This is a genomic window from Candidatus Competibacter phosphatis (assembly GCF_012939995.1).
GTDB classification, from domain to species: domain Bacteria; phylum Pseudomonadota; class Gammaproteobacteria; order Competibacterales; family Competibacteraceae; genus Competibacter; species Competibacter phosphatis.
In genome coordinates, this window is sequence record NZ_SPMZ01000013.1 from 23,205 (window position 1) to 48,644 (window position 25,440).

The following is a 25,440-nucleotide window of genomic DNA, read 5'->3' on the forward strand; positions in this document are numbered from 1 at the left end:
TAAGAGATGGGGAATATGACGGAAAGTCAGGCGCTCAGAGGCGGCGTGGCGAGCGGCCATCCGTGCGTCACCGCGGCGGCCTGCGACATCTTGCGTGTCGGCGGCAACGCTTTCGACGCGGCGGTGGCGGCCGGTTTCGCCGCCGCCGTGGCCGAGCCGGCACTGACCAGCCTCGGCGGTGGCGGTTTTCTGCTGGCCCGTACCGCACAGGGGCGGGCGATGTTATTCGATTTTTTTGTGGATACACCGGGGCGGGGTTTGCAGCCCAGCCAGTTGGAGCCGCACTTTCTGCCGGTTACGGTGCGCTTTCCCGGCAGCGAGCAGGTCTTCAACGCCGGCATGGGCTCGGTGGCGGTGCCTGGTGTGTTGCGCGGTTATTTGCATGTCCACCGGCGTCTGGGGCGCCTGCCGCTGCGCGAGGTGCTGGCGCCGGCCGTCGGACTGGCGCGCGACGGAGTCGCGATCAATGCCAAGCAGGCTTATTTTTTGGATCTGCTGGTGCCGATCCTGACCCTGACCGCCGCTGGGCGGACGCTGTTTCAGCCGGGCGGGCGCTATCTGGGCGAGGGCGATGTGTATCGCAACCCGGAACTGGCGGCATTTCTGGAAACTCTGCCGCTTGAGGGCGAGCGGGAGTTCTACGAAGGCGAGCTGGCTCGTCGCCTTATCTTCGATATGAACGAAAGCGGCGGTTTGCTGACTGCGGCCGATCTGGCGGCCTACCGGGTGATCGAGCGAAAGCCGCTGCCAGTGGATTATCGCGGTTGCCGGTTGCTGACCAACCCGCCGCCTTCCTTCGGGGGTTCGCTGATCGCCCTGTCGCTGCGCCTGCTGGAAGCGCGCGACGTGGCCAAACTCGGTTTCGGTTCGCCAGCTCACTTGGCGCTGCTGGTGGCGGTGATGGAGGAGGTGGATCGCCGCCGTGCCGAAGGCTATCTCAGTCCGGCCGATCTGAGCGGGTCGGGCTTGAACGAAAGCATGGAGCGGGTACGCACCGCGTCCGGCGGCACTACCCACGTCAGCGTCTGCGATGCCGAAGGCAACGCCGCCAGCATGACCACCTCCAACGGTGAGGGTTCCGGTTACTGTGTGCCTGGTACCGGGATCATGCTGAACAATATGATGGGTGAGGACGATCTTCATCCAGAGGGCTTTCACGTCAGCCCGCCGGGCATGCGGGTAGCCTCGATGATGGCGCCGTCGTTACTGCTGAGCGACGATCGGGTCCAGTTGGTTCTGGGCAGTGGCGGCAGCAAACGCATTCGCACCGCCATGTTGCAGGTGATCGGCAACGTGGTGGATTTCGCCATGAGCCCGCGTGCCGCAGTCGAGGCACCACGCCTGCACTGGGATGGTCAGCACGCGCAGGTGGAGCCGGGCTTCGCCGAGGCGGCGCTGGTGGATCTGGCGGCGCGCTGGCCGCTCAACCGCTGGCCGGTGCAGGATGTGTACTTCGGCGGGGTCCATGCGGTGGCTCCCGACGGTCAGGGAGCCGGTGACCCACGGCGAGGCGGGCATGCGGCGGTGCTTGATCGCGCTTAAGAAACTGGCATTCTTGGAAACTGGTATTGGCATCGTGGAGTAACTACATGGACCTAAAGGAATATTTGTTGATTCTGGCCCGTCGAGACGGTTCCGATATTTATTTGAGCGTGGGTGCGCCGCCTTGTGCCAAGTTTCAAGGGGTATTGCGCGCGCTGGACAAGGAGCCACTGCCTCATGGTCGAGTCAAGGAAATTGCCTATTCGATACTGAATCCAGAGCAAATCAAGGAGTTCGAGAAGACACTGGAACTGAATTTGGCGATCAGCGAGTCTGGGGTGGGGCGATTTCGAGTCAATATCTTCAAACAGCGTGGCGAAGTGTCGATGGTGATTCGCAACATCAAGACCGACTTGCCCAACGTCAAGGATTTGGGGTTGCCGCCGGTTTTGACCGAGGTGATCATGTCCAAGCGCGGACTGATCCTGTTCGTCGGCGGTACCGGTTCGGGTAAGTCCACTTCGTTGGCGGCGCTGATCGATCATCGCAACACCCATAGCGGTGGGCATATCATCACCATCGAGGATCCCATCGAATTCATCCACCGTCACAAGCGTTCCATCGTCAACCAGCGCGAGGTTGGCGTGGATACGCTCAGCTATGCTGACGCCCTGAAGAACACCTTGCGACAGGCCCCGGACGTCATTCTGATCGGTGAAATCCGCGACCGAGAGACCATGGAGCATGCGTTGGCGTTCGCGGAAACCGGCCATCTGGCGATTTCCACCCTGCACGCCAACAGTGCCAATCAGGCGCTGGATCGGATCATCAACTTCTTTCCCGAGGAGCGGCGTCCGCAATTGCTCACCGATCTGTCGGCCAATCTGCGGGCTTTCGTTTCACAGCGATTGATCCCGACGGTGGATGGCAAACGGGTGGCGGCGATCGAGATTCTGCTGCATTCACCGATGGTGGAGACGCTGATCAAGCGCGGTGAGGTGGCCGGGCTCAAGGAGATCATGGAGAAGGCCACCGGGATGGGGATGCAGACTTTCGATCAGGCACTGTTCGAGTTGCATAAGGCCGGCAAGATCAGTTTCGAGGAGGCGATCAAGAATGCCGATTCCGCCAACAACCTGCGGTTACGGATCAACCTCTCTGGTGAGGCGCCGGGCGCAGAGAAGCCGGGCGGCATGGGGTTGTCGCTGGAAGCGCTGGCGGAACCCGAGGAGGAAGAGAAGCCTGTGCCAGGGGTAGCGAGTCCACGCACTCCGCCGCGTCCTGGGGTCGGCTAGGCGTGGCGGCGGTCGATTCCTCGTCCATCCTCAAGGTGCCGATTTGGGTCAGGGGACTCATTTTCGACTGCGACGGTACCTTGGCCGATACCTTGCCCACCCACTATGCGGCTTGGGAAGAAACCTTCGCCGCGTTGGGCTTGGCATGTCCGCTGGAATTCCTGATCCGGCACAACGGCAAGCCCACCGCGCTGATCGTGGCGTTGTACAACGTGGAATTCGGTCAGCAGGTCGATGTGGAACGATTTACCGCCGACAAGGAGCGGCGGACCTTGGCGCGACTGCGGCGGGTGCGGCCCATGGAGCCCGTGGCGGCGCTGGCGCGGCGTTACCATGGCCAGATGCCGATGGCGGTGGTGTCCGGCAGCAACCGCGCCAATGTGGAGCAGACGCTACGGGCGATTGGTGTGCGAGAGTTATTTCTGGCGGTGCTGACCGCCGATGACGGCTTGCCGCCGAAACCCGAGCCCGATCTGTTCCTGGAAGCGGCGTGCCGGATCGGCATCGAACCTTGCTATTGCCAGGTGTTTGAGGACGCCGACGCCGGTCTGGAGGCCGCCCGCCGCGCCGGCATGCTGGCGACCGATGTCCGGCCGATCGTGGGCGGTTATTGACGGATGGATCCGACGAGGTAAACCGCGCGCGACTGCACGTAAAGGTTGCCTCAGTCCGTTATAAACCCCACGGTGCGGGGTTTACGGTACTCATGCCGCGATCCCACTCAACCGCAGCAGTGGTTCGATACGTGGTTCCCGACCGCGAAACGCGACGAAGCTGGCCAGCGCCGGCCGCGAACCGCCCACCTCCAGAATGTTTTCCCGAAACCGCGCTCCGGTCGCGGCGTCGAAGATCCCGCTCTCCTCGAAAGCGCTGAAGGCGTCGGCCGACAGCACCTCGGCCCATTTGTAGCTGTAATAACCCGCCGCGTAACCACCGGAGAAAATGTGGGTGAAGGCATTGGCGAAGCGGTTGTAAGCCGGTGGCAGGATGACCGCCACTTGTTGGCGTACCGCGTCGAGCACTTCCCGCGCTCGTCCGCCCCGCGCCGGGTCATAATCGTGGTGTAGCCGGAAGTCGAACAGCGCGAATTCCAGTTGCCGCGCCATGAGGATTCCCGCCTGGAAATGCTTGGCCGCCAACATCCGTTGGTACAAGTCTTCCGGCAGGGGCACACCGGTTTGGTAATGTCCGGCCAGCAGATTCAGTGCTTCGCGCGACCAGCACCAGTTTTCCAGAAACTGGCTCGGCAGTTCCACCGCGTCCCATTCCACGCCGTGGATGCCGGTCACCGGCAGGTAGTCGATCATGGTCAGCAGGTGGTGCAGCCCGTGCCCGAACTCGTGGAAGAGGGTCTGAACTTCGTTATGAGTCAGCAGCGCCGGTTCGTCGTCCACCGGCGGCGCGAAGTTGCAGACCAGATAGGCGACCGGTAGCCGCGTGACGCCGCTCAAGACCCGTCGCGGCAGGCAGCCGTCCATCCACGCGCCGCCGCGCTTGTGCGGACGCGCGTACAGGTCCAGGTAGAACCGGCCGCGTTGGGTGCCGGCGCCATCGACGATTTCGTAGGCGCGAACATCGGGATGCCAGACTTCGATAGAGTCCAGCGGGTGAATGACGATGCCGAACAGCCGTTCCGCCACCGCGAACAGCCCCGGCAGCACTCGGTTGATGGGGAAGTAGGGGCGCAATTCTTCCTGCGATAAGCGATGGCGGTGCTGGCGCAGTTTTTCCGAGTAATAGCCGATGTCCCAAGCTTGGAGGTCGTCCATGCCGAAGCGGTCGTGGGCGAAACGCCGCAGTTCGTCCAATTCCCGTTGCGCTTGCGGTTGGGCGCGGCGGGCCAGGTCGTCGAGAAAGGCCAGCACCTGGTCCGGTGAGTCGGCCATCTTGGTGGCCAGCGAATAGTCGCTGTAGTCATGGAAGCCCAGCAGTTGGGCTACTTCGTGACGCAGCGACAGAATGCGTTCCATGACCGCGCCGTTGTCCCATTGGCCGGCGTTCGGTCCCTGGTCGGAGGCGCGGGTGCAGTAGGCGTCGTACAGCGTCCGCCGCAGCTCCCGGTCGTCGGCGTAATTCAATACCGGTAGATAGGATGGCAATTCCAGCGTCAGTAGCCAGCCGTCGAGATCGCGCTGCCGGGCGGTTTGCCGGGCCAGGGCCTTGGCCGATTCCGGCAGCCCGGCCAGTTGTGCCTCGTCGCTGAGATGTTGGGTCCAGCCCTGAGTGGCATCCAGCACATTTTCCGAGAACTTGGCGCTCAGTTGCGCCAGTTCCTGCATGATCGCCTTGTAGCGGTCGCGTTGTGCGGGCGGCAGGGCAATGCCGGACAGTCGGAAGTCGCGCAAGGCGTTGTCGATGACCTTGCGCTGCGCCGGATCGAGTCGAGGGTATTCTGGACCGTCGGCGATTTGCCGGTAGGCCTGATACAGTCCTTCGTGTTGGCCCAGTTCAGTGTAGTACGCGCTGAGCTTGGGCAGGCAGGCGTTGTAGGCGGCGCGCAAATCCTCGGAATCGCGGACCGAGTGCAGGTGGTTAACCGGCGACCATGCTTTATTCAAACGGTCCTCCAGCTCTTCCAACGGCTGGATCAGAGTGTCCCAGGTGTAGGTGTGGTGAGCGGCCAGCAACCGTTCGAGTTCGACACGATTATCGGCCAGCACCCGATCGATGGCGGATTCGATATGTTCGGGCCGGATGGCGGCGTAGCGGGGCAGGTCAGCGGTGGTCAACAATGGATTGGTCATCGAGCGAACGTTAATCTTTGTGTTGAAGAGGTTACTTAAGATAAATTGAATTCCAGATTTTTCCAACCCATGACCGCTTTTTTAGACCAGTTGGCATTAAAGCCTTTTTCCAAGAAGAAGGCTTCATATTGTTTGTCATCCTTCATGATATGTTGTTTTAACCACTGTCTTAGAAAGCCCATCAGTTCAAGGGTAACAGGCGTGCCTAGACGGAATTTGTTTTGAATATCGAAGAGGCTTTCCTTGAGTTGTTCATGGTGTTGCTGATGAGTATCGGTGTTGGGATAATCGAATATGCGAAACAGGCTTTCCTCGACTGAAAAATGGATGACCGTGTATTGTGCCAATTCATTGAGGATACCACTGATAACCGAGTTGTCGGGTCTTTTCAAGATGGCTTCGTTATACAATTGATTGATTAGTCCGATAAGGATTTTATGCTGCTCATCGAGTTCCCGAATACCCACGCTGAGCTCTTGCGACCAGGCGATATATTCTTGTGTGGCGGACATGACAGGATTCTCTCTATTTGTGTAATGTAATAAATTTGACCCAGTTTTTTGGATGGGTCCGATGATCGATGAGATATTCGGATTCCTGAAAAACCAAGACATTGTCCAGAGCTGTTCAATGCCTACCCGAGTCGTGTTTTCTGGGTTTTGCCTCCTGAGTGGTTGTGACCGACTTATGAAGAAGCCCCAAAATCCTTTTAAAAAATCAGGGAATTTTAGTCTACCATCAGTGGTTCCGTGGATTCAAGCCGGGTTTTTTTTCGGCTCCATCAGCTAAGATTCAATCGTGATATTAGGTAGCCTATTGCCAGCAACGCCGTTAGTAGCGACAGCGCCGCGCGCCAGTAGAAGTAATTGATCAAGCGGCTTTCCTCGCGAAAAGCAGCGATGATGAACGGCCGGCTGGTATCGCCAGGATCGGCTATTAGGTGGACATCCGGTTGGGTCGCTTGTTGCAACTGTTCCCGCTGGACTTGTCGATAGGCCGCGCGGCGGGCGGCTTCCCATTCGTCGGGATCGATCCGGCCATTGCGGCGGCGGTCGAACAGCGCCATCCGTCGTGGATCGCGTTTCCAGCGCTCCAGCAGTTCCGCGACTTCGCGCCGGGTGTCGGGCGCTTCTCGTAGACCGCCGACGGTGCGGAACAAGCCGATGACGTGCAAGTCCTCGTCGGGCAGGATGCGTTGCTCGGTATAGCGGTACGTGGCGCCGATGCCCCAGAGCGCATGGGTGCGCGCCCCGCTGGGATTACCGTACCAGACCTCGTGACGGGTCTTGATGAAGTCGGCGCCTTCGGGGTCGATCACGCATTGAGCGGTGCCGTCGTCGAGGAGGAACAGGCTATCGCTCTCGCCGGAATCCACCGGCCACCAGCGGTTGCCCGACGTGCGTTCCTCCACCCGGTAACGGTACCAGGCGCAGGGCAGGTAGCTGAGTGGCGCCAGGATCGGCGGTCCCGGCAACAGCCGGGCGTGGCCATGGAGTTCCACATAGCCCTGCGGCGCCGAACGGATGCGGGCGATGGGTGTGTCGGCCAGCCGCCAGGCTCTCCGCCCGAAATGCAGCGCGCCGTACAGACCGAAGATCGTGACGGCCAGTATCAGCGCCAGCAACGGAGTCGGCGACGACGGCCCGGCGTGATCTGGGTACCGCAGCAACAGAAAGAAACCGAGCCAGAGGGCGACGAATCCCAGCGTCGCTTTCAGGCTGGGCCGGTACATCGGGTCGTTTCGCGCCGCTCAGCGGAACAGACTGGCGAGATCGACGTTCTGTTTTTCCGGTTCGGAGAATTCCAGCAGCCGGAATGGCTCGAAGTTGAAGAAACGGGCGATCAGCACGTCCGGGAACTGTTCGATGCGGACGTTGTTCAGGTTGACGCTGTCGTTGTAGAACTCCCGGCGGTCGGCGACGGCGTTTTCCAGGCCGGTGATGCGGCTTTCCAGATGGCGGAAGTTGTCGTTGGCGCGCAGTTCGGGATAGGCTTCGGCCACCGCAAACAACTGACCTAGGCCAAGCCGTAACTGGCTTTCGGCCGCTCCCAGCGCCGGTACGTCGCCGCGCTGCTGAGCATCGGCCACGCCCTGGCGGGCACGCATCACCGCTTCCAGGGTGTCCTTCTCGTAGCGCATGTACTGCTTGCAGGTTTCGACCAACTTGGGCAATTCGTCGTGACGCTGTTTGAGCAACACGTCGATGTTGGACCAGGATATGCCGGCGTTGTGTTTGAGGTTGACCAGGCGGTTGTAGATGATGATGCCGTACAGGACCAGCAGCACCAAGGCGACAATAAGGACAATGCTGAACAAGTTCATGATGGCGGTATCGTGCGAATAGTGGAGAGTGGCTTAAGTAAATAGTCACTAGAATTATATATAAGTCTAGCTGACGGTGCGGAAAGAAAGACACGCTAGCGCCGTGGAGAGAGCACCATGCTGTTCTGGTTCAAGGGGATGCTGATCGGCTTCGCCATCGCCGCGCCGGTGGGACCGATCGGGTTGTTGTGCGTGCAACGCACGCTGACGCGCGGCCGTTGGGCGGGGTTGCTGTCCGGTGTTGGGGCAGCCAGCGCCGATGCGGTTTACGGCTGTATCGCCGGTTTCGGACTGGCTTCGCTGGCGCATCTGCTGTTGGCCTGGCAAATGGAGTTGCAAATCATCGGCGGCCTGTTTCTGCTGTATCTGGGCTGGCGGACCTGGCGGATTCCGCCGGTTGGCGAGCAGGCGTGCGTTCGCCCCAACCGCGTCGGACTATTGGGGGATTATCTGTCCACCTTGGCGTTGACGCTGGCCAACCCCGTCACCGTGCTGGCGTTTCTGGCCATTTTTGCCGGGCTGGGTCTGGCCGCCGAGGGACGGGATTTCGCGGCGGCCGGATGGTTGGTGCTGGGGGTGTTCGCCGGCTCGCTGCTGTGGTGGCTGTTGTTGGTTGGGGGTGTCGGGTTGCTGCGCGGGCGACTGACTCCGGCGGCGCTGGGTGGCATCAACCGCGTTTCGGGGGCGCTGGTCGCCGGGTTCGGGCTTTGGGCGCTGGCCTCGGCGGTTTGGGGCTAGGGGCGGGAGCGCTGGCGGCGGCGTTGTCCGCGCCAATCGTTTGCAGGTGCCGCTCCCGCAAGCGCCGGTAGTTCTGGGCCGAATATTCGAGAAATTCCAACTCGCGCTCGTTCAGCGGTCGGACTTGCTTGACCGGGCTGCCGACATAGAGGAAACCGCTTTCCAGCACCTTGCCCGGCGGTACCACGCTGCCGGCGCCGATGGTCACGCGCGATCGCACCACCGCCTTGTCCATGATGATCGAGCCCATGCCGATCAGGCAGTAATCCTCGATGGTGCAGGCGTGCAGGATGACCTTGTGGCCGACCGTGACATCGTTGCCGATGAGGGTCGGCTGACCGCCCGGACAAAAGCGGCTGTCGTGAGTGACGTGGATCACGCTGCCGTCTTGAATGCTGGTGCGCGCGCCGATACGGATGCGCTGGATGTCGCCGCGGATCACGCTCATCGGCCAGATCGAGCTGTCTTCTCCGATTTCGACGTCGCCGATGACCAGGGCGGTGTCGTCGACGTAGACGGTGGCATGAATTTGCGGGGTGTGTTGTTCGAAAGGACGGATTGCCATGGGATCGGTTCTCATGCAAGGGGCGGATTTTTGGATTGTTTGTGGCCCTTCGACCTTCAGCGCATCGTGACCAGCTCTTCGGCGCTGGTCGGATGGATGGCGACGGTGTCGTCGAAATCGTGCTTGGTGGCGCCCATGCGGATGGCGACCGCAAAGCCTTGCAGCATCTCGTCGGCATTCTCGCCGATGAGGTGGCAACCCACGATCTTTTCCTCCGGGCCGACGCACACCAGTTTCATCGCGGTCGGTGGCTGGCGCTGGGTAAAGGCGTGGTACATCGGTCGGAAGCGGGTCTGATGGACTCGTACCGCCGTGCCGTGTCGTTGCCGTGCATCCTCCTCGGTCAGTCCGACCGTGGCGATGGGCGGATGGCTGAACACCACGCTGGGAATGTTTTCGTAAAACAGGCGCCGCTCCGGTTGCTGGCCGAACAACCGATCGGCTAATCGGCGGCCTGCGGCGATCGCCACCGGGGTCAATTGGGCGTGTTCGGTTACATCGCCGATGGCGTAAATGCCGGCGACGTTGGTGTTCTGATAGGGATCGGTCGGGATCGTACCGTTCGGATTTGCCGTCACTCCCGCCGCCGCCAGATCGAGCGTGTCGGTATTGGGGTCGCGGCCGATGGCCCACAACAGCGTATCCACTTCCAGGGTATCCCCGCGCCCGTCGCAATGCAGGCTGAGCATGCCCTTGGCCAGACGCGCCACCGCATTGATCTGGGTGCGGGTCAGCACATGGATGCCGTCCTCGCGCAGTCGCTCCATCAGTTGCTCGCGCAGCATGGCGTCGAACGGCCGTAATACCTGGTCCTTGCGTACCAGCAGCGTCACTTCGGCGCCCAGCGCGTTCAGCATCCCGGCCAGCTCCACCGCGATGTAACCGCTACCGGCGATGGCGATCCGTCGCGGACAGGCGCTCAGCTCGAAAAAGCCGTCGGAGGTGATGCCGAACTGAGCGCCGGGTACTTGGGGAACCCGTGGTCGGCCGCCGGTGGCGATGACCAGATGGTCGGCGCTATAGCGCTGATCGCCCACCGTCAGGGTGCGGGCGTCGGCGAAACGGCCGAATCCACGGATCAGTTCGACCCCTGCCTCGGCCAGATAGCCCAGGTACCATTCGTTGATGTTGTGCACGAAAGCGTCACGGGCGGTCTTGAGCTTTTTCCAGTCGAAGCCGAAATAATCCAGTCGGAAGCCATAGCCGGGCGCATCATCGAGCGCATGAGCCAGGTGGGCGGCGTACCACATGATTTTCTTGGGCACGCAGCCGACATTGACACAGGTGCCGCCGAGCCGGTCGGCTTCGATCAGGGCACAGCGGGCACCGTGGCGGGCTGCCCGTTCCGCTACCGACAGGCCGCCACTGCCGCCGCCGATGACGATCAGGTCGTAATGCTGGGTCATGCATCCTCCAAATGGTGAGCGTAATGATCATGCCGGCGAAAATTCGGGCGAGGGGAGAGGCGGCCAGTGGCGGCGGTATCCCGCGCACAATAGCAGTTACTATAGCGTGTGCCCGACGGATCTGCCGGGTGGGCCGAACAAGACCGGAGGTGATCGATGCGTGGGTTCGGATGGAGTCTCATCTTACTACTGTGGCCATTGTGGGTCGGTGCGGGCGAACTGCACTGGCGGGGGCAATGGACTCAGGGCGGTCTGATCGTCGGGCAGGCGCCGCCGGGTACCCGGCTGGAACTGGACGGGCAAGCGGTGCCGGTGAGCCCGGAAGGCGCGTTTGTGTTCGGGTTCCATCGCGATGCGCCGCCGATGGCGCGCTTGCGCGCCGTGTTCCCGGACGGGAGCCGGGACGAGCGACAACTAACGATTTCGCCGCGCCAGTACAACATCCAGCGGCTCGACGGTTTGCCGTCGAGCAAGGTCACTCCGCCGCCCGCCGTATTGGCGCGCATCCGTCGGGAAAATACCCAGGTGGCCGCGGTCCGTCGGGAGGAGATTCCCCGAGCATATTTTCTGAGCGGTTTCGCTTGGCCGGTCACCGGCCGCATCAGCGGGGTGTACGGCAGCCAGCGCATTCTCAACGGCGAACCCCGCCAGCCGCATTACGGCGTCGATATTGCCAGGCCGGTCGGCACGCCGGTACGCGCTCCGGCCGACGGGATCGTCACGCTGGCCGAACCGGATTTGTACTACAGTGGCGCTACGCTGATCATCGATCACGGTTACCAGCTGAGTTCGACATTGATGCATCTAGACCGGATTGATGTTCGGGTCGGGCAACCGGTGCGCAAGGGCGATGTGGTCGCCACGGTGGGCAAGAGCGGCCGGGTAACCGGTCCGCATCTGGACTGGCGGATGAATTGGCGCGAGGCGCGGATCGATCCGGCGCTGATCGTGCCGCCGATGCCGCGATAGGGAGCGAAGGGTAGAGGACGACCGGTCCTTGGCGCCTATCCGAACAAAATTTACCCCTCTCTTGGTGAAGAGAGGGGTATGGGTGAGACGACCGGCGGGGTTTTACGCCATCGGCATTTCCGGCAGCGCCTGTAGCTTCCAGATCTCGGCGTTGTATTCCTGCATGGTGCGGTCAGTGGAGAATTTGCCGCTGAACGCGGTGTTGAGAATGCTCATCCGCGCCCACTTTTCCTGATCCTGGTACGCCAGCGAGGCCTGCTGCTGGGCCTCGATGAAGCTGCGCAGGTCGGCGATGGTCAGCCACGGATCGTGCGGGCTGGTCAGCGAGTGCAGGATCGGGTCGAAGATGCCCTTTTCGAACTGGTTGAAGTGGCCGCTTTCCAGCAGGTGCATGATCCGGGCAATGTCGGCATCGGCGTTGATGATGGCGACCGGGTTGTAGTCCCGCCGCCGTTCTTCCACTTGCCGCGCCGTCAGGCCGAACAGGAAGAAATTCTCGTCGCCGACTTCCTCGCGGATTTCGATGTTGGCGCCGTCCAGGGTGCCGATGGTCACGGCGCCGTTCATCATGAACTTCATGTTGCCGGTGCCCGACGCTTCCTTGCCGGCGGTGGAAATCTGCTCGGACAGATCGGTGCCGGGGCAGATGATCTCCATCGCGGTGACCCGATAGTTGGGCAGGAAAGCCAGCTTCAGCTTGTCGCCGACCTCGGGGTCGTTGTTGATGACCTTGGCGATGTTGTTGGTCAGCTTGATGATCTGCTTGGCCATGTAGTAGCCGGGCGCCGCCTTGCCGCCGATCAGTACGCAGCGCGGAGTCCAGTTGGCGGTATCGCCGCGCTTGATGCGGTCGTACAGGTGGATGACGTGCAGCAGGTTCAGCAACTGGCGCTTGTACTCGTGCATGCGCTTGACCTGCACGTCGAACATGGCCTTGGGGTTGAAGACCACGCCACAGTCGGCTTCGATCAAGCTGGCCAGACGGACCTTGTTATCCTGCTTGATTTCCCGCCAGCGCGCCCGGAATTTGGGGTCGTCGGCATGCGGCGCCAGTTTGCGCAACTCGTCCAGCTTGGTGATCCAGCCGGGGCCGATGGCTTCGGTGATCAGCGCGCTCATGCCGGGGTTGCAACTGGCCATCCAGCGCCGCTGGGTGACCCCGTTGGTCTTGTTGTTGAACTTCTCCGGCCACAATTCGTAGAAGTCGCGGAACAGCCCTTGCTGGAGCAGCTCCGAATGCAGCGCGGCCACGCCGTTGACCGAGATGCTGCCGACGATGGCCAGATAGGCCATGCGGACTTGCTGTTCGTAGCCTTCCTCGATCAGCGACATCCGGCCCTGACGGTCGATGTCGCCGGGCCAGTGGCTGGCAACTTCGGCCAGGAAGCGGGCGTTGATTTCGTAAATGATGTCCAGCAGCCGGGGTAGCAGTTGCCGGAACAGCCGCACCGGCCAGCGCTCCAGCGCTTCGGGCAGCAGGGTGTGGTTGGTGTAGGCCATGACCTTGCTGGTGATGCTCCAGGCTGCGTCCCAGCCCAGATCGTGCTCGTCCATCAGCAGGCGCATCAGCTCCGCCACCGCGATGGTGGGGTGGGTGTCATTGAGCTGGAAACAGTTCTTCGCGGCGAACTGGCTGAAATCCTCGCCATGGACCCGTACCCATTGCCGAATCACGTCCTGCAGGCTGGCGGAGGCCAGGAAATACTGCTGGCGCAGCCGCAACTCCTTGCCGCTCTCGGTGGCGTCGTTGGGGTAGAGCACCATGGTGATGTTTTCCGCCAGGTTCTTGGCGCCCACGGCGTCGGTGTAACTGCCGGCGTTGAAATCTTCCAGATCGAATTCGTCGGTGGCGGCCGAGGACCACAGTCGCAGGGTGTTGACCGTACCGTTCTGGTAGCCTGGAATCGGGAAATCGTAGGGTACGGCCAGCACGTCGTGGGTATCCAGCCAGCGCCAGCCCATGTCGCCGTTGGCTTTCATGAAGCCTTCGGTGCGACCGCCGAACTTGATTCGCTGCGTATACTCGGGCCGCTCCAGATCCCATAGAGTGCCGCTGCGCAGCCAATGATCGGGTTCCTCGACCTGATAGCCGTTTTCGATGCGCTGGCGGAACATGCCGTAGGCGTAGCGGAGGCCGTAGCCGATCACCGGCAGCCGCAAGGTGGCGCAGCTATCCATGAAGCAGGCCGCCAGTCGTCCCAGGCCGCCGTTGCCCAGCCCGGCGTCGTTCTCACACTCGGCCAGTTCCTCCAGGGTCAGGCCCATGTCGTACAGCGCCTTGTTGACCGGTTCAGAGACGCCCAGATTGAGCATGGCGTTGCCCAGGGCCCGACCCATCAGGAATTCCAGGGACAGGTAATACGCCCGGCGCACGCCACCGTCCGCCTCGTAGGCATAGCGGGTGTTCTTCCAGCGCTCCCACAGCCGGTCGCGCAGGGTGAGCACCAGGGCTTCGTACATGTAGTAGGTGTATTTGGTATGCCGGTCGCGGCCCAGGGTGTGGCTGAAGTAGTGTCGGAAGTCGGCGGCGATGCTTTTGGCATCCATGCCCAAAGGCGGCAGTTCCGTCAGCCAGGATGCTGGCGTGCTTCTTTCTACGGTTTGGATCGTCATGGCGGTAAAGTCCGTTGCATGTGCTGGTGAGATGGAAAGCACCCGGCGCCGGGCCGGATGGCGTCGAGATGCTTGAGTGGTTTTACTGACGGCAACTCGTGGCTTGCGGTCAGGGCTTCGCTGAACATCATAGAAACGATAGTCGGGCGATTGCCAATTGCAAGGCATTATCGATGCCGTCGGGGGGGAACATGGGAGGCGCTGGATTTCCGGCCATGGGCAGGCGCGGGCACGGCGGAGGATAGAGGAAATTACGGGTACAATCGACGGCGGGCTGGCGGGATGGTCTTCCAGGTGGACCGATCAATCGGGTCGGGGCAAACGGAGGAACCGACAGGGCGGGGCGCTACTCAAGGCAGTGGGCGGCCTGTTCGCGGGTGTAGAACAGTCCGAAACGGATGAAACCGGCGACGACACTGGATTTGATGGCGACAATGTGGCCGCAAGGGTTGCGGGCCAATACCAGATGGTCGGGTAGGCCATCCAGGGCGTGGAAGGGGGCTGGAGTGCCGTCGGCCCAGCAGGAACAGTAGACCGCGCCGGTTTCCCGATCCAGGAAGCCAGGGGTGAAACCGTAGTGCCGGTTGGCCGAACTGATACCGCCGGTGCCCGCGAATGATTGGTTTTCGGCTTCCAAGGTTTGCAAAGTCAGCATCTGTGCCATGATCATGCCCTCGCGCCTTGACAATGAGGTCAGCCTAAAATCGTTCGGTGCGAACGATGGGTGTCAAAAAAAACAACAATTTGACATTATGAGACACCTTGTTGCGATTTTAGTCTAGAAGTTTTTTTTCGATACAAACAACCTGAATTGCAAGCTTATCGTCGCCGATTTGTCATCGGCGCGTCATCACAGCGCTTTCGCATTGATCTAGAGGACGTTTTGCGTGATTGAGGCTTCCCATCTTTACGTCGCCCTTTCCGGTCATGGGTTCGGGCACTTGGCGCAAACGGCGCCGGTGCTGAACGCGCTTCGCCAGCGTCATCCGGCGATTCGCCTGACCGTGCAGAGCCTGCTGCCGGAACCGGTCTTGCGCGGGCGGATCGCGGGCGAATTCACGGTCGTGGCCGGCGCGGCCGATTTCGGCATGGTGATGGTGGATGCGCTGGACGTGAAGCTGGCCGATAGTCTGGCTGCCTATCGGGCTTTTCATGGTGAATGGGAGGCGCGGCTGGATTGGCAGGAAAGCATGCTGCGGCGGGCGGCGCCGGATCTGCTATTGGCCGATATTCCCTATCTGAGTCTGGCGGCGGCGGCTCGCTTGGCGATTCCGGCGCTGGCGCTGTGTTCGCTGAACTGGGCGGATATCCTGCAAGGTTACGGTGCCGATGCTCCCGATCTGGCGGCGCTGCGCGCGCCGATGCTGACGGCCTACAATAGTGCCATGGTTTTTCTCCAGCCGGCGCCCAGCATGCCGATGCCGGATTTACGCAATGCCCGGTCCATCGGCCCCATCGCCGACTTGGGCCGGGACCGGCGACTGGAGATCGATCGCCGGCTCGGTTTGCACGGCGACGAAACGCTGGTGCTGATGGGCCTGGGAGGCGTGAACCTGCGCCCGCCGTTGGAAGCATGGCCGGCGCTGGCGGACGTGTGCTGGTTGATCCCGCCGGATTGGGGCCAGGTGGATCGACCGGATGTGCGAAGCTGGATGGTTCTGACCGATGATTGCTCGATGGTGGACCTGATCCGTTCCTGCGACGTGTTGTTCACCAAGCCCGGCTACGGCGCTTTCGCCGAGGCGGTGTGCAACGCGACCCGAGTGCTCTACGTCGGGCGCGACGACTGGCCGGAAGAACCGTGGCTGAGTCGCTGGCTGACGGAGCATGGGAATGCGCTCAAGATCGATCGCCGGCAACTGGCGGCCGGCGACTTGGCTGAACCTTTGCGGGTGCTGCTGGCGCAACCGGCCAAACCGCCGGTGGCGCCGTCCGGCACGATCGAGGCCGCCGCTTGGCTGGAGCGAGCGCTTCTATGAATTCGGTGCCTGATAAGCCTGGTGGATGGCGCGCATGCTGGCCGCCGCGCCCGAGGTCAGTTTGTAGTCCACGAAGCGAGTGACGTTGGTGTCGCTGGGGTTGATCTCCACTGTGGGGATACTCGCCTGACTGGCTTGCACCAAGGGACCGGCGATGTAGGGAAAGACGCTGGTGGTGCCGATGCTGAACACCAGATCGAAGCCTTCATCCAGTTCCCGGTAGAGATGTTGGATGGCGTGTGATGGCAGCGTTTCGCCGAACAGCACCACTCGCGGTCGCACCAACGCGTGGCAGCGCGGGCAAGCCGGAGGAATGTCCAGTTGGCTGTAGTCGGCAACCGTGGCGGAATAGTCGCAACGGGTGCAGTACAGGTCGTGGACATCGCCGTGCATTTCGATGAGATTGCGGCTACCGGCGTCGCGATGGAAGCCATCGATGTTCTGGGTCAGCACGCAGACCTCGAACTGATCCTGCAATTTGGCGATGATGGCGTGCGCATCGTTGAAGTGCGCGCCCCGGCAGGCATTTTCGATCTGGTGCAGGTACTTCCAGGTAATGTGCGGGGCGGCTTCGAGCATCGACCCGGACAGAGCGGTTTCGATCGAGAAGTTTTCCTCGGTCAATTCGTTATTGTACAGCCCGCCGATGCCGCGATAGGTCGGCAGACCGGAATCGGCGGAGATGCCCGCGCCGGTGATGAACAGGAGCCGGCGGGCTCGGCGCATTTCCGCGACGATGCGGGCGACAGTGGTGGAATCTGGATCGTTCATGGCGCGGCCTCGCTGGGACGGGTTGGGGAACCAATGAAAATTCTAATGCTTTCCGATGTGTATTTTCCGCGCGTGAACGGCGTATCCACATCCATTCAGACCTTTCGGCGCGAATTGGGGCGTTTGGGGCATGAGGTCTGGGTGGTGGCGCCGGAATACGGTTTGCCCACCGCAGAGGAGGAGGGTGTCAATCGGGTGCCATCCCGCCAAGTATTGTTCGATCCAGAGGATCGGATGATGCGGTCGGGGCCGCTCGGCCGACGGTTGCGGGCACTGAACGGCCGAGGCTTCGATCTGGTTCACGTCCAGACTCCGTTTGTCGCTCACTACGCCGGCCTCCGGCTGGCGCGGCACTGGGGCGTGCCCTGCGTCGAAACCTATCACACCTTTTTCGAAGAGTATCTGTTTCATTATCTACCGGTGCTGCCGAAGAGCGCTTGGCGGGCGGTCGCCCGGCTGTTCTCGCGCCGCCAGTGCAATCGTCTGAATGGACTAGTGGTGCCCTCGCGGGCGATGCGCGAAGTGCTGGAACGCTATGGGGTGCGGACGACCATGCGGGTGATCCCGACCGGCATGCCGCTGGATGCCTTTCAGGAAGGCGACAGAGAGGCTTTTCGCGTTCGGCACGGCATCGCGGTCGATCAGCCGACCTTGGTATTCGTGGGCCGGGTGGCGTTCGAGAAGAATATCGAATTCCTGCTGGAGGTGGTCCGGGCGCTCAAGCAGACCAGCCATCCCGATATCGTATTGATCGTCGCCGGGGAAGGGCCGGCCGAAGGGCGCTTGCATCGTTTGGCGGGCGAACTTGGCGTGCGGGACAACCTGCGGTTCGTGGGTTATCTGGCGCGCGGGACCGATCTGGCGAGCTGCTATCAGGCCGGTGAGGCGTTCGTGTTCGCCTCGCGCACCGAAACGCAAGGCTTGGTCTTGCTGGAGGCCATGAGTCTGGGGGTGCCGGTGGTGTCCACCGCCGTCATGGGTACCCGCGACATCCTGGCGGCGGGCAAGGGCGCGTTGGTGGCGGAGGAGGAAGTCAGCGATTTCGCCGCTCAGGTCCGCCGCGTGCTGGACGATGCCGCATTGCGTCGGTGGCTGAGCCAAGAGGCGCGGGAGTACGCCCGGCATTGGACGGCGGAAGGGCCGGCCCAGGCGTTGTTGGCGTTTTACGAGCAGATTCGGGCTGGCCGGGACGCGGTTTGATGGCCGGGTTGGCGATTCGAACGCGCTCCCCGCTGGAACATCGGGGGGCCGGCCCGATGGATCAGCCGTTCAGCAGGCCGTAAAGCGTTTCGAACTCGCGGCTGAGCTTGTGCTTGGGATCGAGATGGATCATTGGTCGGGCCTGAGCGTGCGACTCGCGAATCTTGATCGAGGCCGACAGGAAGGCGTCCAGCACGGGCAACCCCTCGCCGCGCAGTTCCTCGACCAATCGTACCGGCAGGTTGGCGCGAGCCTGATAGTGGTTGACCACGATGCCTTCCACCCGCAGCGCGCGATTGTGGTCGGCCTGAATTTCACGGACGCTGTCCATCAGAGTGTACAGGGCGCGGCGGGAGAAATCGTCGCAATCAAAGGGAATCAGGCAGGTATCGGCGGCGATCAGCGCCGATCGGGTGTAGAAGTTCAGCGCTGGCGGGGTATCGATGAAAATATCGTCGAATTCCTTGAGGGTGTCCAGCGCCTCGCGCAGCTTATACATCTTGTAGCGGGATTCCAGCTTGAGTTGCAGTTCTTCCAGCCGGGGATCGGACGGCAGCACGCTCAGCTTGGGAAAAGGCGTCGACGCGACGTAGGCGTCTGGTTTGTCGGGAAAAAGCTTGTAGGCCAGGATGTCGTCGAAGAAGTGGGCGAGGGTTTTTTTCTGCTCGTCCAGCGCGTTACCCAGCAGATAGCGAGAGGCGTTGGCCTGCGGGTCCAGATCCACCAGCAGGGTGCGTCGCCCGCGCGCCGCGCTGATGGCGGCCAGGTTGCAAGCGATGGTGGATTTACCCACTCCCCCTTTCTGATTGAAGACGACTCGGCGCATGGCGGTTTTCCGTGGTTTTACTGTGGTTTCAGGCAAGTGTAGTCAAGCCGCGCGGAGGCGTCGAGAGGATGGAATGGTTGGAGTGGTTTCCAGCGATCGCCGCAACGGTCGCCGGGCTAAATTTTTCGAGGTCGAATATGGTATTTGTGCAGCGCAACAATTATTGCTATAGTGGAATCGCCCGATGTCAAGGGGTTTCGCCAAGCAGAAATAATCATGAATACCGTAGATGATCCAACGCTTGCGCTTCTCAGTCGTTTTGTGGGGGATACTCACGATCTGCAACTATCCGATGCGGAATTTCTACTGCAACAGGTTGCGGCCATCGAGCACTATACCAAGCAGTTTCCCGCCGAAGAGCGTCAGGCGCGAGCGCTGGAATGGATAGAAACCTACGCCTTGCAATATCGCCGGCAGTGGCGGAGACAGGCCGTGATCGATGCCCTGGCTCAGATGCGATGTGCCGATTGTCCGTTGACTGGGGGGCGACGAGTCGTCGCCATGCGCCATTCACGCCCGCTGGCTGACTCTATTGCGGCGCTACGCCGACGAGGAGCTTTCCTCGCATGATTACGTGGAAGCGGTGCTGAATCTGCTCCGTGCCTACAAACATCAACTGAGAGTGAGCGAAATCCACCAACGGTCGCAGTTGCAGCGAGCGGCCCGGTGTCCGATCTCGGCTAACGGGTAGCGCAGCCATGTGGGCGGGTTTCTGGGTGGCTGGATGGGTGCTGGTGGTTTCGTTACTGCTGACCGCCTGCCAGGCGCTGGACTATGAAGGCCAGGCTCCCGCCTATCGCATTCCAACCGGAACCGTGCTCGAACTGCATCGGGATCTGATCGTTCCGCCGGGTCAGGCGGGTGTCAACATTCAGGGCACGGCCATCGGCGATCGGTATCGCTACGACGCCGTCTGCCGATTGGAGGTGTTAACCGTTGACGATTCGCCGCATCCCGTGCGAACCGACCATTTCACGGTGGAGCGGGTCGGTCGCGAGTGGGAAATCTTTTCCAGCCGGGCTTCTGGCCTGCGTTACGTCGCCCTGTTCGAACGGGATGGTCCTCACCTGCTGTTGTTCACCACCTTTCTATATCTGCGTTCGGAACGGCAGCCGGATGTGTTCCGGCTGGCCTGCGGGCACTTGCAGAACAGCGATCAGAACCCGCGTCATCTGACCGTGGCGGAAATCCGCGCCACGCTGGCGCCGGTCATGACCTTGCAATAGGGCTGCTCCAACGATCCGGCGCGAGCTACAGCAGAAACACCGTCGCCAGTCCCAGAAAGATGAAGAAACCCATGCCGTCGGTGATGAAGGTCAGCAGCACGCTCGACCCGAGTGCCGGATCGCGTCCCAGTCGATGCAGGATCAGGGGAATGGCCACGCCCATCAGGGCCGCGAGCAACAAGTTCAGCAACATCGCCGCCGCCATCACCAGCCCCAGTGGCAAGTTCCAATACAACAGGTAGGCGAACAGCCCCACCGTGCTTCCCCACGCCACGCCGTTCAGCAAGCCGACGCCGATTTCCTTGAACACCAGGTGCCAGGTATTTTCCGGCGTGATTTCGCCCAGTGCCAGACCGCGCACCACCAGGGCGGTGGTCTGGTTGCCGGAGTTGCCACCGATGCCGGCCACGATTGGCATGAGCGTGGCCAGCGCCACGATCTGGGTGATGGCATCCTCGAACAGACCGATGGCTCGCGAGGCGATGAAGGCGGTGCACAGATTGATCGACAGCCACAGCCAACGGTTGCGAGCGCTGTCCCAGATCGGCGCGAACAGGTCCTCGTCGCCGCGCAGACCGGCCATGTTCAGCGCGTCTTCCTCCGACTCCTCGCGGATGTAGTCGATCACTTCGTCCACCGTGAGCCGACCGACCAGCTTGCCGCGTTCGTTGACCACCGGCGCCGATACCAAGTCGTAGCGCTCGAAGGCCCGGGCTGCGTCGGCGGCGTCCTCGTTGCAGTGGAATATCACCGGATCGGCCAGCATCAATTCGGCGACCTGCTTTTGCGGATCGTTGAGCAGGAGGGCCCGCAACGGCAGCACACCCTTGAACAGGTGACGGCCATCGACCACGAACAGGCTGTCGGTGTTGGGTGGTAGATCGTCCCGGCCGCGCAGCAGTAGCAGCACCTGTTCGACCCGTTGGTTTTCGCGCACCGTCAGCACATCCTGATACATCAAGTGGCCGACCGCGTCTTCCGGGTAGGCCATGGTGGCTTGCAGCCAGTCGCGGTCACGGGCGTTCAGCGATTGCAGGACTTCCGTCAGGATCTCTTCGGGTACCGCCTCGGCTAGTTCGGCCAAATCGTCGGCGTCGAGCTGGCCCAGTACCCGCACCAGCGCCGGCCGCTCCAAAGTCTCGATCAGCGAATCCCGCACCGCATCCGAGACTTCCAGCAGCACCTCGCCGCCGCGCCCGTCCTCGATCTGCCGCCAGACTAGTAAGCGGTCGTCCAGCGGCAGTGCCTCCAGGATGTAGGCGATGTCCGCCGGATGCAGGCTGCGCAGCTTGAGTTGCAGTTCGACCAAGTGCTGACGGTGCACCAGCGATTCGATCAGATTATGGCGAGGGCTGGCGCGGTCACGATCCACCATGCTCTCGACCAGCCGGTGTTTCTCCAGCAGCTTGACGATCTGCCGCAGGTGATCCTCCACCTTGTGAGTGGATTGGTGAGAAGCGGTGGCATCGGTCACGGCAGGGTCGCGGGTCCGGGATGGCGGGATGGCGAGATCAACCGGCGACGTGCTCGCGCCCGCCGTAGCGGCGGATCACGTAATCGGTCACGATTTGTTGGAATTCGGCGGCGATATTCTCGCCCTTGAGCGTTACGGTCTTTGTGCCGTCCACGTAGACCGGCGCCACCGGCACTTCGCCGGTGCCCGGCAGGCTGATGCCGATGTGGGCCTGCTTGCTCTCGCCGGGGCCGTTGACCACGCAGCCCATCACCGCCACGGTCAGTGCCTCGACGCCGGGATAGCGTCCGCGCCAGACCGGCATCTGCTCGCGCAGGTAGCCCTGAATCTGTTGGGCCAGATGCTGGAAATAATCGCTGCTGGTGCGCCCGCAGCCGGGGCAGGCCACCACCGCCGGGGTGAACGAGCGCAGCCCCATCGCTTGCAGGATTTCCTGGGCGACGATCACTTCCTGGTTGCGGCTGCCGCCCGGTTCGGGGGTGAGCGAGATGCGGATGGTGTCGCCGATGCCTTCCTGCAACAGCACCGCCAGCGCGGCGGTGGAGGCGACGATGCCCTTGCTGCCCATGCCGGCTTCGGTGAGACCGAGGTGCAGCGGGTAATCGCAGCGCGCCGCCAGCTTGCGGTAGACCGCGATCAGGTCCTGCACGCCGCTCATCTTGACCGACAGGATGATCTGGTCGTGACCCAGGCCGATCTCCTCGGCCCGCGCCGCGCTATCCAACGCCGAAATGATCATCGCCTCGTGCATGACCTCGCTCGCGGGTCGAGGCTGCGGCAGATGGGCGTTGTCGTCCATCAGTCGCGCCGCCAGTTCCTGGTCCAGACTGCCCCAATTGACCCCAATCCGTACCGGTTTGTCATGCCGACAGGCGATTTCGACGATGGTGGCGAACTGCTCGTCCTTTTTTCTTGCCACGGCCGACGTTGCCGGGGTTGATGCGGTATTTGTCGAGCAGTTTGGCGCAGGCCGGATATTTGCTCAGTAACCGGTGGCCGTTGAAGTGAAAGTCGCCGATCAGCGGCACGGAGACGCCTCGCGCATCCAGCCGTTCACGGATCGCCGGCACGGCGGCGGCGGCCTCTTCGTTGTTGACGGTGATCCGCACCAGTTCTGAACCTGCTTGCGCCAGTTCCGCCACCTGGGCGGCGGTTGCCGCGATATCGGCGGTATCGGTGTTGGTCATCGACTGCACCACGATGGGCGCGTCGCCGCCGACCGTGATGGCGCCGATACGGACGGCGACGCGGGAACGGCGCGGGATGGCAAACTCAGCACGAGCCATGGTGTGATTTCCCAAGAAGTGTCGTGAATATTCCCTCGCCATGGTGGGGAGGGATGGGCTGGAGGGAGGTGGTTATCGCAAGAACTCGCGGCTGATCTCGCGGAAGCGGTCGTCGCCGGCCTGATGCAGCCACTCGAAAACCACCATTTCGCGGCTGACCACCCGCACGCCCTCGGCGCGCATCCGCTCCAGCGCCAGTTCGATGTCGCGCGGCGACCGGGAAGACACGGCGTCGGCGACCAGATAGACGTCCCTGCCGGCCGCTCGCAAATCCAGCGCGGTCTGCAACACGCAAACGTGTGCCTCTGCCCCGATCACGACGATTTGCTGGCGTCCCAGGGCGTCGATGCGCCGCATGCAGTCCCGCTCGGCGGCGCAGGAGAAATGCAGCTTCTCCATGAAGGCCTCCGCCGGCAGTCGTTCGCGGATCGCCGCCACCGTGTGACCGAGTCCGCGCGGATACTGTTCCGAGGCCAACACCGGCACGTTGAGCCGTTGGGCAGTCTGGATCAGCCACGCGCCGTTGGCCACGATGCGGTCGGCATCATGGATCGCCGGCATCAGCCGTTCCTGAAAGTCGACCGCCAACAGACAGGAAGTTTCGATCTTCATCAACATTTGCGTTCTCCCACAGAGGTTGGGAATCCGCCGGGGCGGATCGCGTCAATCGGCAATCAGGGTGATGCGCTCCTGGGGATTGGCGCCGTTGACCACCCGAGTCCGCAAACCTCGCCAGGCCGGCGCCAGCAGATCGCTCGGCGCGCGGCTTTGCGGATCGTCCACCGCAAAGGTGAACAGCCCCATCCGCGGTTCCTTCTTTTGGCGGATCAGACTACCCATCCAGATCGGCAGGCCGCCCTCGCGCAAGTGTGCGTCGATGTCCCAGAAGCGCAGCACCCAGCGCGCGTTGGACTGATCATCGTAGCGCACCAGCGCGAGCGCGTCCTCCCGGCCGGCGTGAGTTTGCGGCAGGACCGGCAATTCCCGCAGTTCCACTTGCGGGTTTAGCCACAGCAGCATGCCGCGCAAATCCAGGTCGGGGGCCGGCTGCCAACCCGCTGCCCGCAGTCGCGATTCCAGTTCCTCGCGGCTGCCGGCCCATTGCAGCACCAAGTCCTGTCGACGGTGGCCCCGGAAATCCAGTCGCTGCTGTGGCAGTTCCCGCCAGCTCTCCATCCACCATTGCTCTCGCGTCAGCACTCGCGGCGTCGTTTTGGGCTGGTAGCGTTGCAGGTCGGCGCCGTAATCGGATCCAACGTGCAGCAAGCCAGTCGCCAGCAGGGCGATCACGCTATAGGCCAGCAGCCCGCGCCATTGGACCGCCGCCTTGGGATGGCGGTTGTAGGCGATACCGAGCACGGTCACCCAAATCAATCCCAGACAGAGACCGGCCAAAGTGTCGGTCAGCCAGTGAGCGCCTAAATACAAGCGGGCGAAGGCGATCGGCACGATGAGAAACGCCGCCGCCAGATAGACGATCCAGCGACGGGTCAACGGGATTTCCCGGGCGATCAGCACGGCCAGAAAGCCGAAGATCAGGGTACTGAACGTCGCATGGCTGGAGGGAAACGAATAGCCTGATAGGCCTTGCGCGACTTCGACGGGGCTGGACACCGGCAGTAGCCACTTGAACAACAGATTGGTGGCCATGCCGAAGCACAACGCCGCCAACCAGTGCCAGGCCGCGGAATGGTTGCGCCGCCAGACCAGCCAGCCGAACACGACCAGGCTGACCGGTAGCATCACCTGATAGTCGCCCAGTTCGGCGGTGAATACCATCAGGGCGTCGGCCCATGGCGTGCGCAGTTCCTGAAAGAAATGAGACAGGCTTTGGTCGAGGCCGCTCGGCAACTGGCGGCCGGCGGCGCTCAGGCTGAGGCTGACCAGTACCACTCCGCCCAGCAGCAGCACCGCCAGCGTCGCCAAACCGCGCAGTTCGCCCTGGGCCGGGTCCAGCAGCGAGGCGCTGATCGGCCCGATGAAGCGCCGGCCTCGGCTCCAGGCGTGAAACCGTTGCAACCAGTCGGTGGCGTGGGTCTGAAACAGTCGCGCCACATGGGTGACCAGCCAGGCGGTCGACCACAGCAGCACGGCGACGATCAGGATCAGCGCCGCCAGTCGCCCCGCCACCCGTGAAGCGATGTCCAGGGACGCGCCGAACGCCATGCCGGGAATCAGGTAGGCGGGCGCCCACAGTACCGCCGATATGACGTTGGCGATCATGAAATTGCGCCAAGTCATGTCCATCATGCCGGCCACAGTGGGAATGGTGCCGCGCACGGGGCCAAAAAAACGGCCGAACAGCACGCCCTTACCGCCGTGCTTACGGAAGAACGCCTCGCTGCGGGCGATCATTTCGGGGTGTTTGGTGAATGGCCAAACTTGGCGGATACTCTGGTGGAACACCCGGCCGATCCAAAAACTGATGGCATCGCCGACAATGGCGCCCCACGTCGACCACCAGTAGGCCGACCAGAATTCCAGGTGACCGAGACCGATCAACGCGCCCAGACCGAACATGACCAGAGCGCCGGGGATGATGA

At 62.2% G+C, this 25,440-nt stretch carries 21 protein-coding genes and 2 pseudogenes; 9 read left to right on the plus strand and 14 right to left on the minus strand.

The annotated features are described in order from the left end of the window. Positions 1-15 precede the first annotated feature (15 nt). Genes E4P82_RS04590 through E4P82_RS04600 form a run of 3 tightly spaced genes read left to right on the plus strand, consistent with a single transcriptional unit; the run spans position 16 to position 3,391 of the window. Positions 16-1,542, plus strand: a complete 1,527-nt coding sequence (locus E4P82_RS04590; protein ID WP_169247790.1) for a gamma-glutamyltransferase family protein — start codon at positions 16-18, stop codon at positions 1,540-1,542. Positions 1,543-1,589: 47 nt separating this feature from the next. Beyond that, positions 1,590-2,777, plus strand: coding sequence for a PilT/PilU family type 4a pilus ATPase (locus E4P82_RS04595; RefSeq protein WP_169247791.1), 1,188 nt, complete (start codon positions 1,590-1,592; stop codon positions 2,775-2,777). 2 nt (positions 2,778-2,779) lie between these two features. Further along, the gene (locus tag E4P82_RS04600) at positions 2,780-3,391 is read left to right on the plus strand and encodes an HAD family hydrolase (protein ID WP_169247792.1); all 612 of its coding nucleotides are present in this window, start codon (positions 2,780-2,782) and stop codon (positions 3,389-3,391) included. 90 nt (positions 3,392-3,481) lie between these two features. On the opposite strand, the gene prlC is transcribed toward E4P82_RS04600, so the two are convergent. The 4 genes from prlC to E4P82_RS04620 form a co-directional block, all read right to left on the minus strand. After that, positions 3,482-5,521, minus strand: coding sequence for an oligopeptidase A (gene prlC / locus E4P82_RS04605; protein WP_169247793.1), 2,040 nt, complete (start codon positions 5,519-5,521; stop codon positions 3,482-3,484). Between the two features lie 35 nt (positions 5,522-5,556). Then, positions 5,557-6,033, minus strand: coding sequence for a bacteriohemerythrin (locus E4P82_RS04610; RefSeq protein WP_169247794.1), 477 nt, complete (start codon positions 6,031-6,033; stop codon positions 5,557-5,559). Positions 6,034-6,302: 269 nt separating this feature from the next. Further along, positions 6,303-7,253: a hypothetical protein gene (locus E4P82_RS04615; RefSeq protein ID WP_169247795.1), complete on the minus strand. Its 951-nt coding sequence runs from the start codon at positions 7,251-7,253 to the stop codon at positions 6,303-6,305. A gap of 18 nt (positions 7,254-7,271) precedes the next feature. Further along, on the minus strand, positions 7,272-7,844 hold the full coding sequence (locus E4P82_RS04620; protein ID WP_169247796.1) for a LemA family protein: 573 nt from the start codon (positions 7,842-7,844) through the stop codon (positions 7,272-7,274). A 117-nt stretch (positions 7,845-7,961) separates the two neighbouring features. On the opposite strand from E4P82_RS04620, the gene E4P82_RS04625 reads away from it, so the two are divergent. Beyond that, on the plus strand, positions 7,962-8,582 hold the full coding sequence (locus E4P82_RS04625) for a LysE family translocator (RefSeq protein ID WP_169247797.1): 621 nt from the start codon (positions 7,962-7,964) through the stop codon (positions 8,580-8,582). A gap of 43 nt (positions 8,583-8,625) precedes the next feature. On the opposite strand, the pseudogene E4P82_RS04630 reads toward E4P82_RS04625, so the two are convergent. Beyond that, a pseudogene (locus E4P82_RS04630) lies at positions 8,626-9,147 on the minus strand (gamma carbonic anhydrase family protein); the annotation flags it as partial. A gap of 56 nt (positions 9,148-9,203) precedes the next feature. Continuing rightward, a complete protein-coding gene (gorA, locus tag E4P82_RS04635) occupies positions 9,204-10,553 on the minus strand; it encodes a glutathione-disulfide reductase (protein ID WP_169247799.1) in 1,350 nt (449 codons plus the stop codon). 156 nt (positions 10,554-10,709) lie between these two features. Here gorA and E4P82_RS04640 point away from each other — a divergent pair, with 156 nt between their 5' ends. Next, positions 10,710-11,522: a M23 family metallopeptidase gene (locus tag E4P82_RS04640; RefSeq protein WP_169247800.1), complete on the plus strand. Its 813-nt coding sequence runs from the start codon at positions 10,710-10,712 to the stop codon at positions 11,520-11,522. A 102-nt stretch (positions 11,523-11,624) separates the two neighbouring features. On the opposite strand, the gene E4P82_RS04645 is transcribed toward E4P82_RS04640, so the two are convergent. Together E4P82_RS04645 and E4P82_RS04650 are read right to left on the minus strand one after the other, a co-directional pair. Continuing rightward, positions 11,625-14,135, minus strand: a complete 2,511-nt coding sequence (locus E4P82_RS04645) for a glycogen/starch/alpha-glucan phosphorylase (protein ID WP_169247801.1) — start codon at positions 14,133-14,135, stop codon at positions 11,625-11,627. A 346-nt stretch (positions 14,136-14,481) separates the two neighbouring features. Then, positions 14,482-14,799, minus strand: a complete 318-nt coding sequence (locus tag E4P82_RS04650) for a hypothetical protein (RefSeq protein WP_169247802.1) — start codon at positions 14,797-14,799, stop codon at positions 14,482-14,484. 223 nt (positions 14,800-15,022) lie between these two features. Between E4P82_RS04650 and E4P82_RS04655 the strand changes: the two genes are divergently transcribed. Beyond that, entirely contained in the window at positions 15,023-16,114 is a 1,092-nt protein-coding gene (locus E4P82_RS04655) for a hypothetical protein (protein WP_169247803.1), read from the plus strand. On the opposite strand, the gene E4P82_RS04660 is transcribed toward E4P82_RS04655, so the two are convergent. After that, entirely contained in the window at positions 16,109-16,885 is a 777-nt protein-coding gene (locus E4P82_RS04660; RefSeq protein ID WP_169247804.1) for an NAD-dependent protein deacylase, read from the minus strand. The genes E4P82_RS04655 and E4P82_RS04660 overlap by 6 nt on opposite strands. A gap of 33 nt (positions 16,886-16,918) precedes the next feature. Between E4P82_RS04660 and E4P82_RS04665 the strand changes: the two genes are divergently transcribed. Continuing rightward, positions 16,919-18,085, plus strand: coding sequence for a glycosyltransferase (locus E4P82_RS04665; protein WP_169247805.1), 1,167 nt, complete (start codon positions 16,919-16,921; stop codon positions 18,083-18,085). A 61-nt stretch (positions 18,086-18,146) separates the two neighbouring features. On the opposite strand, the gene E4P82_RS04670 is transcribed toward E4P82_RS04665, so the two are convergent. Further along, positions 18,147-18,911, minus strand: a complete 765-nt coding sequence (locus E4P82_RS04670) for a ParA family protein (RefSeq protein ID WP_169247806.1) — start codon at positions 18,909-18,911, stop codon at positions 18,147-18,149. Positions 18,912-19,127: 216 nt separating this feature from the next. On the opposite strand from E4P82_RS04670, the gene E4P82_RS04675 reads away from it, so the two are divergent. Together E4P82_RS04675 and E4P82_RS04680 are read left to right on the plus strand one after the other, a co-directional pair. Next, positions 19,128-19,481, plus strand: a complete 354-nt coding sequence (locus tag E4P82_RS04675) for a hypothetical protein (RefSeq protein ID WP_169247807.1) — start codon at positions 19,128-19,130, stop codon at positions 19,479-19,481. Between the two features lie 128 nt (positions 19,482-19,609). Continuing rightward, positions 19,610-20,137 carry a hypothetical protein gene (locus E4P82_RS04680; protein WP_169247808.1) on the plus strand — a complete coding sequence of 176 codons (528 nt, stop codon included), beginning with the start codon at positions 19,610-19,612 and terminating at the stop codon, positions 20,135-20,137. 25 nt (positions 20,138-20,162) lie between these two features. Here E4P82_RS04680 and mgtE read toward each other — a convergent pair whose 3' ends face one another. The 4 genes and pseudogenes from mgtE to E4P82_RS04700 form a co-directional block, all read right to left on the minus strand. Further along, complete coding sequence (gene mgtE / locus E4P82_RS04685) at positions 20,163-21,611, minus strand: magnesium transporter (protein WP_312914142.1); 1,449 nt, start codon at positions 21,609-21,611, stop codon at positions 20,163-20,165. Positions 21,612-21,648: 37 nt separating this feature from the next. Further along, positions 21,649-22,897, minus strand: a pseudogene (gene ispG / locus E4P82_RS04690) (flavodoxin-dependent (E)-4-hydroxy-3-methylbut-2-enyl-diphosphate synthase). Between the two features lie 72 nt (positions 22,898-22,969). Further along, on the minus strand, positions 22,970-23,515 hold the full coding sequence (locus tag E4P82_RS04695; protein ID WP_169247809.1) for a hydrolase: 546 nt from the start codon (positions 23,513-23,515) through the stop codon (positions 22,970-22,972). 45 nt (positions 23,516-23,560) lie between these two features. Then, the coding region (locus tag E4P82_RS04700) for a bifunctional DedA family/phosphatase PAP2 family protein (RefSeq protein ID WP_169247810.1) at positions 23,561-25,440 on the minus strand (1,880 nt) is incomplete at its 5' end.